Source organism: Streptomyces sp. NPDC051563, assembly GCF_044454225.1.
In the GTDB taxonomy this organism is placed as follows: Bacteria; Actinomycetota; Actinomycetes; order Streptomycetales; family Streptomycetaceae; genus Streptomyces.
In genome coordinates, this window is sequence record NZ_JBITDL010000006.1 from 124,612 (window position 1) to 138,436 (window position 13,825).

Annotated in this window: 13 protein-coding genes; 5 read left to right on the forward strand and 8 right to left on the reverse strand. The window is 67.9% G+C overall.

Annotated elements, in window-relative coordinates; all coding sequences use genetic code 11:
- Nucleotides 1-18 precede the first annotated feature (18 nt).
- Nucleotides 19-1,092: an Lrp/AsnC family transcriptional regulator gene (locus tag ACIA8F_RS09935; protein WP_399377777.1), complete on the forward strand. Its 1,074-nt coding sequence runs from the start codon at nucleotides 19-21 to the stop codon at nucleotides 1,090-1,092.
- A gap of 217 nt (nucleotides 1,093-1,309) precedes the next feature.
- On the opposite strand, the gene ACIA8F_RS09940 is transcribed toward ACIA8F_RS09935, so the two are convergent.
- The 7 genes from ACIA8F_RS09940 to ACIA8F_RS09970 all read right to left on the reverse strand — a co-directional run bounded on the left by ACIA8F_RS09940 (nucleotide 1,310) and on the right by ACIA8F_RS09970 (nucleotide 7,370).
- On the reverse strand, nucleotides 1,310-2,716 hold the full coding sequence (locus ACIA8F_RS09940; protein ID WP_399377869.1) for a nucleobase:cation symporter-2 family protein: 1,407 nt from the start codon (nucleotides 2,714-2,716) through the stop codon (nucleotides 1,310-1,312).
- 397 nt (nucleotides 2,717-3,113) lie between these two features.
- A complete protein-coding gene (locus ACIA8F_RS09945; RefSeq protein ID WP_266885243.1) occupies nucleotides 3,114-4,517 on the reverse strand; it encodes an 8-oxoguanine deaminase in 1,404 nt (467 codons plus the stop codon).
- 208 nt (nucleotides 4,518-4,725) lie between these two features.
- Nucleotides 4,726-5,649 (reverse strand): factor-independent urate hydroxylase, encoded by a 924-nt coding sequence (pucL, locus tag ACIA8F_RS09950; RefSeq protein ID WP_399377778.1) that lies wholly within the window; start codon nucleotides 5,647-5,649, stop codon nucleotides 4,726-4,728.
- A gap of 3 nt (nucleotides 5,650-5,652) precedes the next feature.
- The gene (gene uraH / locus ACIA8F_RS09955) at nucleotides 5,653-6,045 is read right to left on the reverse strand and encodes a hydroxyisourate hydrolase (RefSeq protein WP_250740538.1); all 393 of its coding nucleotides are present in this window, start codon (nucleotides 6,043-6,045) and stop codon (nucleotides 5,653-5,655) included.
- 8 nt (nucleotides 6,046-6,053) lie between these two features.
- Entirely contained in the window at nucleotides 6,054-6,569 is a 516-nt protein-coding gene (gene uraD / locus ACIA8F_RS09960; RefSeq protein WP_399377779.1) for a 2-oxo-4-hydroxy-4-carboxy-5-ureidoimidazoline decarboxylase, read from the reverse strand.
- A gap of 154 nt (nucleotides 6,570-6,723) precedes the next feature.
- Nucleotides 6,724-7,122, reverse strand: coding sequence for a helix-turn-helix domain-containing protein (locus ACIA8F_RS09965; RefSeq protein ID WP_399377780.1), 399 nt, complete (start codon nucleotides 7,120-7,122; stop codon nucleotides 6,724-6,726).
- Complete coding sequence (locus tag ACIA8F_RS09970; RefSeq protein WP_399377781.1) at nucleotides 7,119-7,370, reverse strand: hypothetical protein; 252 nt, start codon at nucleotides 7,368-7,370, stop codon at nucleotides 7,119-7,121. Before ACIA8F_RS09970 ends, ACIA8F_RS09965 begins: the two co-directional genes overlap by 4 nt.
- Before the next feature lie 181 nt (nucleotides 7,371-7,551).
- On the opposite strand from ACIA8F_RS09970, the gene ACIA8F_RS09975 reads away from it, so the two are divergent.
- The 4 genes from ACIA8F_RS09975 to ACIA8F_RS09990 all read left to right on the forward strand — a co-directional run bounded on the left by ACIA8F_RS09975 (nucleotide 7,552) and on the right by ACIA8F_RS09990 (nucleotide 12,338).
- Nucleotides 7,552-8,385 carry a TIM barrel protein gene (locus tag ACIA8F_RS09975; protein WP_243339126.1) on the forward strand — a complete coding sequence of 278 codons (834 nt, stop codon included), beginning with the start codon at nucleotides 7,552-7,554 and terminating at the stop codon, nucleotides 8,383-8,385.
- Nucleotides 8,386-8,459: 74 nt separating this feature from the next.
- Nucleotides 8,460-9,350 carry a 2-hydroxy-3-oxopropionate reductase gene (locus ACIA8F_RS09980; protein ID WP_399377782.1) on the forward strand — a complete coding sequence of 297 codons (891 nt, stop codon included), beginning with the start codon at nucleotides 8,460-8,462 and terminating at the stop codon, nucleotides 9,348-9,350.
- Between the two features lie 253 nt (nucleotides 9,351-9,603).
- Nucleotides 9,604-11,061: a catalase gene (locus ACIA8F_RS09985; RefSeq protein WP_327309190.1), complete on the forward strand. Its 1,458-nt coding sequence runs from the start codon at nucleotides 9,604-9,606 to the stop codon at nucleotides 11,059-11,061.
- 743 nt (nucleotides 11,062-11,804) lie between these two features.
- Nucleotides 11,805-12,338 carry an NUDIX hydrolase gene (locus tag ACIA8F_RS09990; protein WP_399377783.1) on the forward strand — a complete coding sequence of 178 codons (534 nt, stop codon included), beginning with the start codon at nucleotides 11,805-11,807 and terminating at the stop codon, nucleotides 12,336-12,338.
- Here ACIA8F_RS09990 and ACIA8F_RS09995 read toward each other — a convergent pair.
- Nucleotides 12,308-13,666 carry a hypothetical protein gene (locus tag ACIA8F_RS09995; RefSeq protein ID WP_399377784.1) on the reverse strand — a complete coding sequence of 453 codons (1,359 nt, stop codon included), beginning with the start codon at nucleotides 13,664-13,666 and terminating at the stop codon, nucleotides 12,308-12,310. The genes ACIA8F_RS09990 and ACIA8F_RS09995 overlap by 31 nt on opposite strands.
- Nucleotides 13,667-13,825: the final 159 nt, after the last annotated feature.

Sequence of the window (13,825 nt, forward strand, 5' to 3'; positions counted from 1 at the left end):
AACCACCAAGGGGAGGGTATGAACTCGGCCATTTCCGCCATCGACGACACGGACCGGGCACTCGTCCACGCGCTCCAGCTCGCACCCCGCGCGAGCTGGGAACTGCTGGGGCCGGTCCTCGGTGCGCGCCCGGACACTCTGGCGCGCCGCTGGGAGCGGCTCACCGGGTCCGGCGAGGCGTGGCTGAGCGGACTCGGGCTGCGCACCGGCGCCACGACGCCCTGCATGGCGTGGGTGGAGGTCACGTGCACCGCGGGCACCTCGTCCTCGGTGGGGTCCGTCCTCGTGGCGGATGCGCACGCGCTGGGGGTCGAGCACACCACCGGGAGCCGGGACCTGCTCGTCTTCGTGGCGGTTCCCGACCTGCCGACGCTGTACGCCTACCTGTCCTCCCGGGTGCAGCGGATCCCGGGCGTGGTCGGCACCCGCACCTCGATGGTGACGGCGGTGCACTACGCCCCCGACCGCTGGCGCCTGGACCAGCTGACCCCGGGCCAGATGGGCCTGCTGACCCGCAGGACCCGGCGGCCGGCGGCCTCCGCCGCCCCGGACCGGCCCGCGGTGGCGCCGCTCCAGGAGGAGGACCGGCCGCTGGTCCTGGCCCTGGCCTCGGACGCGCGGCGCACCGTGGCCTCCCTGGCCCGGGAGTTCGCCATGAGCGAGTCGACCGTACGGCGCCGGCTGGCGCGGCTGGAGGCCGGGCAGAGCCTGCGCTACAGCTGCGCGCTGGCCTCCGCCCTGTCGGGCTGGCCGGTGTCGGCGACGCTGTGGGCGGAGGCCTCCGAGTTCGAGCTCGCCGACTGCGCGGCGGTCGCGGCGGGGCTGCGCGAGACCCGTATCTGCATGTCCGTCAGCGGCCCCTGGAACTTCCTGATCAGCGCCAGGCTGCGCACGGTGGAGGACCTCTCCCGGTACACGGCGGAGCTCACCCGGCGGCTGCCGGGCCTGCGCATCACGGACTCGGCGGTGGCCCTGCAGGTCCGCAAGGCCGAAGCCCAGGAACTGGACCGGCGCGGCCACCGCGTGCGCACGGTCTCCCCGGACATCTGGTCCGACCCGGTCCCCGGCGGTCCCGGCCCCGACCACGTGTGAGCCGCGGAGCACGCGTGAGGCGCGGAGCACTCGTGAGCCGCGGAGCACGGGACGACGCGGACGGCACCGGAAGAACGCGTACGGCGGTGCGGACGCCAGCCCCGCAGTGGGTGACGTACGCACCGCCGTAACCCTTGCGGGGGCCGGGCAGTGGCCGCTCGGTGCGGCCCGGGCCGAAGGGCGGCCCGGTCGGCGCTCACCGGCCGGGACGGCCCGGTCAGTGCACCAGTACCGGATCCGGGGCGGCCGAGGCCGCGCCCTTCTTGGCACCGAGGTGGTTGAAGGCGAGGTTCAGCACGATGGCCACGACGCAGCCGGTGCTGATGCCGGAGTCGAGGACGACCAACAGGTCCTCGGGGAAGGCGTGGTAGAAGCCGGGGGCCGCGATCGGGATCAGGCCTATGCCGAGCGAGGCGGCGACGATCAGGGCGTTCTCGCCCTTCTCCATGGCCGCGCCGGCCAGGGTCTGGATGCCGCTGGCGGCCACGGAGCCGAAGAGCACGATGCCCGCGCCGCCGAGGACCGGCAGCGGTACGACTCCGATGACGGAGGCGGCGATGGGACACAGGCCGAGCAGGATCAGGATGCCGCCGCCGGCCGCGACGACGAACCGGCTGCGGACCTTGGTCATGGCGACCAGCCCGATGTTCTGCGCGAAGGCGCTGCACATGAACCCGTTGAACAGCGGGCTGAGCGCGCTGCCCAGGGTGTCGGCGCGCAGGCCGCCCTCGATGGTCTTCGCGTCCGCCGGACGGCCGACGATCTTGCCCAGCGCGAGGATGTCGGCGGTGGACTCGGTCATGCACACCAGCATCACGATGCACATGGAGATGATCGCGGCGACCTGGAACTGCGGCGCCCCGAAGTGGAACGGGGTCGGGAAGCCGATGAAGTCGGCGTTCCGGACGGCGTCGAAGTTCGTCATGCCGAGCGGCAGCGCGATGAGCGTGCCGGCGACCAGGCCGAGCAGGATGGAGATCTGCTGGAGGAATCCGCGCAGGAACTTGCGCATCAGCAGCACGATCATGAGGGTGACGGCGGCCATGGCGATGTTCTTCATCGAGCCGTAGTCGGTGGCGTGGCTGTTCCCGCCCTGCGACCAGTTGAAGGCCACGGGCAGCAGGGAGACGCCGATCAGGGTGATGACCGTACCGGTGACGACCGGCGGGAAGAACCGGACCAGTTTGCCGAAATAGGGGGCGGCGAAGAAGCCGAGGATTCCGGCGACGATGATCGCGCCGAAGATGACCGGGATCGCATTGTCGCCCTCCCCCTTTCCGATGGCGATCATCGGGGTCACACCGGCGAAGGAAACGCCGTTGACGAAGGGGAGCTTGGCGCCGATCTTCCAGAAACCGAGGGTCTGGAGGAGGGTGGCGAGTCCTGCGGTGAAGAGCGAGGCGCCCATCAGGAAGGCGGTCTCGGTGGCGGAGAGGCCGACGGCCGGTCCGACGATCATGGGTGGGGCGACGACGCCCGCGTACATGGCGGCTACGTGCTGGAGCCCGCTGGTGAACATCTTCAGCGGGGGCAAGGTCTCGTCGACCGGGTGTTTCACCCCTGAGTCGCCTTCGGCCTGCGGTACTGCGACTGCGTCTTTGCGAAACCTGGGCGCCTGGGCCACGGCTTCCTCCGAACTGTTAAACACGCCGGCAGGGACGTGATGTGTCTGGGAGGTGGTGCGAAAGCTGTGCGAGTCGAGCCTGTATGGAGTTGTGGGGGTGCTGCGAAATGCTTGTCCCAAAGGGTGCGGAAACGATTCGCCCGAGGCGTTCCCGCGCACGGGCGGCCGAGGGGCCGCCGGTAAGGAAGTCGAAAGGGAGCTGGAGGTGCCGTAGCGATGGCGCGGTACGCGGGCTGCGGGGCACGTCGTACGGAGCACAGGGCTACTGGCACGAGTCACCGCCCCCGGGGCGCCCCAGGAAAATCCTCGGGCGCTACCCGGGAACGGCTGCCACGGACCCCGCTCGGGTCCGCGGCCGCCGGCCGGGGGCCGTCCCCCCCGGCCGGACTCCGTGGGATCAGGCCTGCGCGGAGATCCGCGCCAGGCGCTGGGCCTCTTCGCGCGTGGACACGGCGATGGCGTCCTCGTCGGCGAAGAGCAGACGGTTGTTCTCGACGATCTGCTTGCCGTTGACGAACGAGGCGGTCACCGGGGCGGCCGCACCGAAGACCAGCGCCGTGACCGGGTCGGCGATCGAGGAGTGCAGGAGGGTGTTCAGGTTCCAGAGCACCAGGTCGGCGCACTTGCCGACCTCCAGCGAACCGATGTTCGAGGCGCGGCCGAGGACCTGGGCGCCACCGAAGGTACCGAGGCGCAGGGCCTGGCGGGCGTTGAGCGCGCGCTCGCGGTGGACCGGGTTCAGGCGGTTGATGAGCAGCGCGTTGCGCAGCTCGGTGTGCAGCTCACCGGACTCGTTCGAGGCGGTGCCGTCCACGCCGAGGCCGACCGGGACACCGGCGGCGAGCATGTCCGGGACGCGGGCGATGCCGGCGGCCAGACGGGCGTTGGAGGACGGGCAGTGCGCGACACCGGTCTTGGTACGGGCGAACGCGGCGATGTCGGAGTCGTTCATGTGGACGCTGTGCGCCATCCACACGTCCTCGCCGAGCCAGCCGGTCGACTCGAAGTAGTCGGTCGGGCCCATGCCGAACAGTTCCTTGCAGAACTGCTCTTCCTCGACGGTCTCCGAGCCGTGCGTGTGCATGCGCACACCCAGCCGGCGGGCCATCTCGGCGCCCTGCTTCAGCAGCTCGGTGGAGACCGAGAAGGGGGAGCACGGGGCGACGGCGACCTGGGTCATCGCGTCGAAGGAGGAGTCGTGGTACTTCTTCACGGTCGCCTCGGTGTCCGCGAGGGCACCTTCGAGGGTCTCGACCGCGTGGTCCGGGGGCAGGCCGCCGTCCTTCTCGCTGCGGTCCATCGAACCGCGGGCGAGGGTGAAGCGGACGCCCATCTCGGACGCGGCGCGGATGATCGACCCGGAGAGGTCGCCCGAACCCTTGGGGAAGACGTAGTGGTGGTCCATCGCGGTGGTGACGCCACCCTTGGCCATCGCGGCGAGGGAGCCCTGCGCGGCCGTGTACGTCATCTGCTCGTCGATGCGCGCCCACGTCGGGTACAGCGCGACCAGCCAGTTGAAGAGGTTGTGGTCGGTGGCCAGACCACGCGTGATCCACTGGTAGAAGTGGTGGTGCGTGTTGACCAGACCGGGAGTCACGAGGTGCCCGGTGCCGTCGATGCGACGGACGACGTTCTCGAGGTTCTCGGGGGCCTTGCCCGCGCCGACGAACTCGATCTTGTTACCGGCGAGCACCACGTGACCCGAGGCGTACTCGGTGTCGTTGGCGTCGACGGTCGCAATCGCACAGTTTTCGATGACGATGCGCTCTACGGCGCTGTCATTGGCTGCCGATGCTGCCATGGGACTTCCTCGTGCTTTCAGTGGCGGTGCGGGCACGGCAAAACCCAGGGGATTTGAGTGCCGGAGCCGGGGGCCTTGACAGCTGACAGTACTGCCGCCCCGTGTGGTGCGTCCGGGTGCCGATTCAGGAAGTTGAAAGTGTTGAGAGTGCTGACAGGTGTCGCGCCGCCCCGGGGCCACTGCGGAGCCCCGGGACGCGCGTGCCACATCAGAGGTTGGTCATGTCCACGGGGATACGGGCGTCTACGCCGTCGCGGAGGACCGTCGCCTCGATCAGACCGTAGGGGCGGTCCGCGGCGAAGTAGACCTCGTTGTCGTTCTTGAGACCGAAGGGCTCGAGGTCGACGAGGAAGTGGTGCTTGTTCGGGAGCGAGAAGCGAACCTCGTCGATCTCCAAACGGTGGTTGATGATGCGCGAACCCATCTGGTACAGGGTCTGCTGCAGCGACAGGGAGTAGGTCTCCGCGAAGGCCTGGAGCATGTGCTTCCGGGTCTCGGCGTAGGACTTCTCCCAGTTGGGCATCCGCTGCTCGTCATCCGACCAGGCGAAGCGCCAGCGAGCCGAAACCTGGGTCGCCAGGATGCGGTCGTAGGCCTCCTTCAGGGTCGTGTACTTGTCCTTCACGTAACCCCAGAACTCGGAGTTCGTGGAGTTCATGACGGTCAGGTCCTTGAGGCCGGAGATGACCTCCCAGTTCTTGCCGTCGTACGTGATCTGGGTGACCCGGGTCTCCATGCCCTCGCGGACGAAGGAGTGGTTCACCTCGTCGGAGCCGATGAACTTGGAGTTCGCGTCCGAGGTCGCGATCCGGGACCAGGAGTACTCCTCGATCCGGATGCGGGCCTTCTGGATCGGCTCCTGGCTGTTGACGAACCAACGCGCCAGGTGGATGCCGAACTGCTCGGCGGACTCGATGCCGTACTCCTTGGCGAACGCGTACACCGTGTTCTTGGTGGTGTCCGTCGGAAGGACGTTGGCGTTCGAGCCGGAGTAGTGGACGTCGTCCATGTCGCCCGAGAGGGCGACCGAGACGTTCAGGTCCTTGATGTGGTGGGTGTCGCCGTCCCGCGTGATCTTGACTACGCGGTTCTCTGCTTTGCCGTACTGGTTCTGGCCCAGAATGGTGGCCATGTGCTAGCTCCCTCGGTAAACGGAGTAGCCGAACGGGTTGAGCAGCAGCGGTACGTGATAGTGCTCGCCCGGGTTCACCGCGAAGGTGATGGTGACCTCGGGGAAGAACGCACCGCTGTCCCTTACGCGGGGGGCGTCCTGCTGTGCCTCGGCGGCTTGCTTCTTGGAGAAGTACGTCTCGGTCTCGAAGTCGAGGCGCACGTGGGTGGTGCCCTCCGGCAGCGCCGGCAGGTCCTTGCAGCGCCCGTCGGCATCGGTGGCGGATCCGCCCAGGGCCGCCCACTCGCCGTCCAGACCCGTACGGGCCGACAGGGAGATCGCGACGCCTTCGGCGGGCTTTCCGATGCTGGTGTCCAGGATGTGCGTGGACACCGACGCGGTGGTCTCAGTGCTCATGCTCGGTCTTACTCTCCTTCTGCGGATTCCACGAGACGGGTCAGCCGAATCCGGTTGATCTTGACGAGCTCGCCACGAGCGATTTCCCGCTCCTGTTCCGGCGAATTCTCGATCCGGACCTTGACCGCGTCCCGCATGAACTCACCGGTCGCACCGGTGGCGCAGATGAGGAAGACGTGGCCGAACTTGTCCTGGTACGCCAGGTTCAGTTCGAGGAGCTCGGTCTTGAGCTCCTCAGAGGCACCGGCCATGCCGCGCTGCTCGCGGGCGGAGGTCGGGTCTCCCGGCTTCGGCCGGCCGATCGGCGCGTGACCGCCCATCGCCTCGCCCAGGTCCTCCGCGGTGAGCTCGGCCATGGCGGCCTCGTTCGCGGAGAACAGGGTGTCGACGGTGGTGAAGGGGCGCTGGGCGAGCAGCTTGCTGCCCCATGCCGAGCTGGCACACACCTCGTGCAGTTCGGCCGTGGCCGCGCTGTCGTCCAAGGCGTTGAACCGGGTGAGACCCGGGGTCGGACTCGAAGTCACGGTAGGCCTCCGTGGCCTGTTGTTGCTTTGACGGGCTGCGCATAGCTAACGCCCTCGACAACACGGCGTCAACACTTTGTTGAAACTTCCCGTACACAAAAGCCGCCGCCCGGGTGAATTGGGCGGCGGCTCGTCACGGTGGGTCATTCAGGATTCACTCTTGGTTGGTCGCTCCGGACCCTTTGGGGGTGTTCGAGTCCCTGTTCAAGTAGTTGTAGACCGTGAAGCGACTCACGCCCAGGGCCCCCGCGACCGTCTCCACACCGTGCCGGACCGAGAAGGCGCCGCGCGCCTCCAGTATCCGTACGACGTCCTGCTTGGACTTCCGGTCGAGCTGGGACAACGGTACGCCGTGCCGGCGCTCCAGCGCGGCCAGGATGTGGTCCAGCGAGTCGGACAGCTGCGGAAGCCGCACCGCCAGCAGGTCCTGACCCTCCCAGGCCAGCACGACGTCGTCGGGCTCGGCCAGGGACGGATCCATCAGCTCGCCGCCCATCGCGTCCACCAGCGGCTTGACCGCGGCGACGAACGGATGGTCCCGGGGCTCGGTCATGGCGTCTCCTCTCCGATCACGTTGACCTGGAGCGAGACGCGGGTGGCTCCGGCGTCCAGGGAGTTGCGCAGCAGCGCGGTGACCGCGGTCAGCACCGCTTCGGACTCCCCCTCGGCCGTATTGCCGAACGGGCCGACATCCACCGCGTCGAGCTGGGCCGTCTGAATGACCTCGCGAGCGGCTACGGCATGGGCAGGGGCCTCTTCTAGATCGAAGGGCTCGGTCGTGAACTCCACTCTCAATCGCACGCCGCTCAAGCTACCGGGACTGGAAGGAGTGGCGCGATAGCGCCCCCTTGAGGGGTGGCGGTCGGGCGACGGACGGGCCGGACTTTTCGGGAGGCGGTACTTGACAACCGGGCCGCCCTGCTTGCAGTCTTCCATCAGGCAGAAACTAACTTCCGCAATACGGAAGGAGCGCACACCCCTCATGGGATACACGGACCAGCGCTTCGATGTAAATCTTTCGATCCTCTTCACGGAACTCCCGCTCCTGGAGCGTCCCGCGGCTGCCGCCGCAGCGGGCTTCACGGCGGTCGAGCTGTGGTGGCCCTGGATCGAGACCCCCACCCCCGCTCAGGAGGAGCTCGACGCCCTCAAGACCGCTCTTGAGGACGCCGGCACCCAGCTGGTGGGCCTGAACTTCTACGCCGGCCAGCTGCCGGGGCCGGACCGCGGTGCGGTATCGGTTCCCGGTGAGGAGTCGGAGCGCTTCAACGCCAACATCAACGTGGCTGCGGACTTCGCCGCCTCGGTCGGCTGCAAGGCGCTGAACGCCCTCTACGGCAACCGCGTCGAAGGCGTGGACCCGGCCGTTCAGGACGAGCTCGCCCTCAAGAACCTGGTCGTGGCGGCTCAGGCCGCGGACCGCGTCGGCGCGATCCTCCTGATCGAGACCCTGAACAAGCCCGAGTCGCCGCTCTACCCCCTGGTGAGCGCCCCGGCCGGCATCGAGGTAGTGGACAAGGTGAACGAGGCCACCGGCCTCGGGAACGCCAAGTTCCTGCTCGACCTGTACCACCTGGCGATGAACGATGAGGACCTCTCCGAGGTCATCGAAAAGTACGCCGCCAAGACCGGACACGTCCAGATTGCGGACAAGCCGGGACGAGGTGCCCCCGGCACCGGCGAGCTGCCCCTCGAAGAGCTGCTCGACCAGCTCCAGAAGGCCGGCTACCAGGGCTTTGTCGGTCTCGAGTACAAGGCCGCCGACGCCGCCGCCTCCTTCGCGTGGCTGCCCGCCGAGGCCCGCGCCGCGAAGTAAGCGGAAAAGTCCGGGCGAACAGCCAGGCACCAGACGAACTTTTCGTACGAAGCATTAAGAGAAGGACCCTCATCATGAGCAACCTCCCCAAGATCGCATGGGTCGGCCTTGGCATCATGGGCTCCCCCATGGCCGAGAACCTCCTGAAGGCCGGTTACTCGGTCACCGGCTTCACGCTGGAGCAGGACAAGCTGGACCGCCTCGCCGCGGCCGGCGGCTCCGCGGCCGGTTCGATCGCCGAGGCCGTCAAGGACGCCGACGTCGTCATCACGATGGTGCCCGCCTCCCCGCAGGTCGAGGCCATCGCCTACGGCGAGAACGGCATCCTCGAGAACGCCAAGTCCGGCGCGCTGATCATCGACATGTCGTCGATCACCCCGCAGACCTCGATCGACCTGGCGAAGAACGCCGCCGAGAAGGGCATCCGCGTCATCGACGCCCCGGTGTCCGGCGGCGAGGCCGGTGCCATCGAGGCCGTCCTGTCGATCATGGTGGGTGGCGAGCAGGCCGACTTCGACGAGGCCCTCCCGATCCTCGAGGCCCTCGGCAAGGTCATCGTCCTGTGCGGCCCGCACGGCTCCGGCCAGACGGTGAAGGCTGCCAACCAGCTCATCGTCGCGGTGAACATCCAGGCGTGCGCCGAGGCCGTCGTCTTCCTCGAGAAGTCGGGCGTGAACCTCGAAGCCGCTCTGGACGTGCTCAACGGCGGTCTGGCCGGCTCCACGGTCCTGACCCGCAAGAAGGCCAACTTCCTGAACCGCGACTTCAAGCCCGGTTTCCGGATCGACCTGCACCACAAGGACATGGGCATCGTCACCGACGCCGCCCGCAACGTCGGTGCGGCCCTCCCGGTCGGCGCGGTCGTCGCCCAGCTGGTCGCCTCGCTGCGCGCCCAGGGTGACGGTGGCCTGGACCACTCCGCGCTGCTCCGCGCGGTCGAGCGCCTCTCCGGCGCCCAGATCTGAGCTCCGCTCGGATAGGCGGCCCGTTCGTACCGATCACAGGGCTGCCGCCCGCCCCGCTCGCGGGGCCCTGAGTTTCCGGATGGTGCCGGTGCTGACACCTGTCCTGTCGCGCCCAAGTGCCGGCACCGTCCGGATCACCTCTCCCCTCCTCTTTCTTTCAACAAACTGTTGACGTCGAGTTCATGCCGAAATTAGGCTGTTCCGCATGACGGAAGACGGATTCCGTCAGCAGTTCCCCGTACGGAAGGTCACCATGTCGAAGCGCACGCTGACGACCGAGTCTGGCGCCCCGGTCGCCGACAACCAGAACTCCGCTACCGCCGGCGTCGGTGGCCCCCTGCTGATCCAGGACCAGCAGCTCCTGGAGAAGCTCGCCCGCTTCAACCGCGAGCGCATCCCGGAGCGCGTGGTGCACGCCCGCGGCTCGGCCGCGTACGGCCACTTCGAGGTGACCGACGACGTCACCGCGTACACCAGCGCCGCGTTCCTGAACACGGTCGGCAAGAAGACCGAGACCTTCCTGCGGTTCTCCACCGTGGCCGACTCGCTGGGTGGTGCGGACGCGGTCCGCGACCCGCGCGGCTTCGCGCTGAAGTTCTACACCGAAGAGGGCAACTACGACCTCGTCGGCAACAACACCCCGGTGTTCTTCATCAAGGACCCGATCAAGTTCCCCGACTTCATCCACTCGCAGAAGCGCGACCCCTTCACGGGCAAGCAGGAAGCGGACAACGTCTGGGACTTCTGGGCGCACGCCCCCGAGGCGACGCACCAGATCACCTGGCTGATGGGTGACCGCGGTATCCCGGCGTCGTACCGTCACATGAACGGCTACGGCTCCCACACGTACCAGTGGACCAACGCCCAGGGCGAGGCCTTCTTCGTCAAGTACCACTTCAAGACGAACCAGGGCATCCGCTGCCTGTCGGGCGAGCAGGCCGCCGAGCTCGTCGGCTCCGACGCCAACTCGCACCAGACCGACCTGCTGCAGGCCATCGAGCGCGGCGTGAACCCGAGCTGGACCCTGTACGTCCAGGTCATGCCGGCCTCCGAGGCCGCGGACTACCGCTTCAACCCGTTCGACCTCACCAAGGTGTGGCCGCACAGCGACTACCCGCTGCAGCGCGTGGGCCGTCTGGTCCTCGACCGCAACCCGGACAACGTCTTCGCCGAGGTCGAGCAGGCCGCGTTCTCCCCGAACAACTTCGTCCCGGGCATCACCGCCTCGCCGGACAAGATGCTCCAGGGCCGCCTCTTCGCGTACGCCGACGCCCAGCGCTACCGCCTCGGTGTGAACCACACCCTGATCCCGGTGAACGCCCCGAAGGCGACCAAGGCCGACAACTACGGCCGCGACGGCGTCATGGCGCTGCGCAACGGCTCGCGCCACGACAAGAACTACGAGCCCAACTCGCACCAGGGTCCGGCCGAGACCGGTCTGGCGCTGGGCGCCCCGAAGGCCGTCTCCGGCTACACGGGCACCCACGAGGCTCCTGCCCACACCAAGGACGACGACTTCTTCCAGGCCGGTGAGCTCTACCGCCTGATGTCGGAGGCCGAGAAGCAGCGTCTGGTGGCGACCATCGCCGGCGGCCTGTCTCAGGTCACCCTCGAGGACGTCATCGAGAAGAACCTGGCTCACTTCCACGCCGCCGACGCCGACTACGGCAAGCGCGTCGAGGAGGCCGTCCGCGCCCTGCGCGACGCCTGAGCCGAAAAGCTGCGCCGGGATCCTGACGGGAGGTCAGGATCCGGGTGCTGAGCCCGCACCGCGGACCCGGATGAGGGGTGGTACGCGGTGAGGGCAGGACGAGGACCGTGGCGAGCGTGCGAGCCAGTGCGGTGGTAATGGGTTCCGAGGCCCGTCTCTTGACCTGAGGGAGACGAAGCCGGAGTTCTCGTCGCCGTTCGCCACGGTCCCAGCCAAACCTCTCCTCTATATAGGGGCCACGCACAGAGCCCCCTATATAGAGGAAGAACCTCCCCCACCCTCTCCGCCCGGCGGTGCGAACGGCCTCTCCTGGACGCCGTCCTCACACCGCTGCGCGGGCATCGGGCCGGCTGCGCCGGCCTCCGGCCGTCGGGTTCCGCCCGACGCCACCACAACTCCGCCCGGCGGTGCGAACGTCCTGTCGCGCCAGCCTCGCACCGTCGGGCGGTAACAAGCAGCACACACTCAAAGAGCCGAGTCACGGACGGTCCCGTGACTCGGCTCTTTGTCATGCGCCCAGAGGTTGCCCGACCATGTGCCGCGGGCTGATTCGCAGTCCACATCTGGTCCACCGGGACACACTCACGCGCTCTACGTCATGAGCCGGGAGCCAAGCTGCCGAGTTCAGGTCCCAGCCCCGCCGCCCCGCCATATTCGTCAGCCTGACGTAAATCCTGGGCGAAGCTAGCCCTGGTTGGCCGCCGCTCTGCGATGCTGGAGGCCCAGCGAGAGGGGCCGCAGCGATGCAGTGGAAGATCCACGGGGAACGTCCGATCTACGAGAACAAGTGGGTGAACCTGTGGCTCACCGACATCGAGACGCCGGACGGACACCGCTGGGAACACCACGTCGTCAAGCTCCGTCATCTGGCCGTGGCCGCTGTCATCAACGACCGCCAAGAGGTCCTGATGATGTGGCGCCACCGCTTCATCACGGACGCGTGGGCCTGGGAACTGCCCATGGGCTTGGTCGAGGCGGACGAGACGCCCGGCGAGGCCGCTGCCCGTGAAGTCCTCGAAGAGACCGGCTGGCGTCCTGGTCCAATGAAGCCGCTGATCTACGCCGAACCGGCGAACGGCATCACCGACTCCCAGCACCACCTGTTCCGCGCCGACAGCGCCACGTACGACGGGCCGCCGACGGAGAAGAACGAGTCGGACCGAATCGAGTGGATACCGCTGGCGAACATCCGGGGCATGATCGACCGCCGCGAGATCGTCAGCAGCGGCTCTCTGGTCGGCCTCCTCTACGTCCTGATGGACGAAGGGGTTCGCTGACCCTGCGGGGAAAGCATCGATCGTAGGCGTGCCTCGAAGGCGACCGCGGCCGGCACCTCGCGATACGGCGCAAGCTGCTCGTAGAACTCGCGAAGGTGCCCGGTCACCCGCTCGGACGAAACGGCCGAGGCGGGCACCAGCGCCTCGATCGCCGTATGGCACGCCTGGTCGAGCTTGCCCCGCTGGAGCTGAGTACGGGCCAACCAGAAGGCATGTAGCGCCCTACCCCGCTGGTTCGCAGGGTCCTCCCGCTCCAGCGCATCCGCGATCAACGGTTCTGCGATCGCCGCCTCGCCAAGACGGCCGTGTGCGATGCCCGTGTCCACGATGAGCTTCGGCTCATCGAAGTACGTCACCCATGCCGGGTCCGGGTCGTCCGCCTTGATCTGGTCGTACTGACCGTGCGCCTCGGAGATCGCGGTGTGGGTCGCTGTCCGGTCGCCCAAGGTCGCGTGGGCGAACGCCTCACGCATGGCCAGCATGGCTCGAACTCTCGGCGTCGTCCCCGTGGCCGCTCTGGCCTGGTCCTGGGCAGCAGACACCAGTGCAAGCGCGTCCGCCGGCTTGTCCTGGTAGGTCGCTTGCAGGCTCATGCAGGCCAGGACGTTGGCCATGAAGGGATGGTCGTCAATCTCCCTGGCCAGTTGCAGAGCCTCCGAGAAGTACGCGCGAGCCTGGTGGTACTGCCGGGCATCGAAGTACGTCCACCCGGTCAACCGCGCCAGCTCCGCCGCGATGCCGTACAGGCCGTGCTGGATCGGCGTGGGTCGCTGGTCCTTCAGCAGCCCTTCGACGTATCGCAGCTGGCCGACGACAGCAGGCCGGAGCGTCTCGCCCCCGTGCTCGTCGTCGCGACGCCAGTAGTCTTCGATCGAGGAACGTAGAGCGTGCAGTGTGGATGGGCTCGGGTTGGTCCCGGCGGCCAGGGCCAGGATGCTGTCCACCTCCACGCCCGGTAAGGCGCTGAGGAGCTTCGGCTCAACGGGCACGTGACCGAACTCCGGCCGTTCCCGCTCGGCCACGGCCAAGACGGCCGGCGTCTCCCACGTACGGCGGGCAAGCCCGAGCATGTGCCCCGGGATGCGCAATCCATCAGCGATCCGCTCGATCACTTCCATGTGGAGGAGCTGTCGCTGACCCGCGATCACCTCGCCCACTCGGCTCGGCGTCAGCTCGCACTGCCGCGCGATCATCGACGGGTAGATACCTGCCCGAGTCTTGACCAGGCGAAAGACCCTCGCAAAGTCGCGCACGCGGCACGCGTCGATCATCTCGGGCTCGGTGAGCAGGCTTACTGGTAGTTCCTTCGTACGACGTGTCTCGGGCATCGGGCACGCTCCGGAGGAAGACTACGGATCGCTTCAAAGTCTCAACCGACCGTGATGTTACCCAAGTTGGGTAATCCGCTGGGCCTTTCTGGCTCGTCGTCCTGATCGCGATCCTTCTGGACATGGCGAAGCGACCGAGGACGACTGCCTTGAACGATT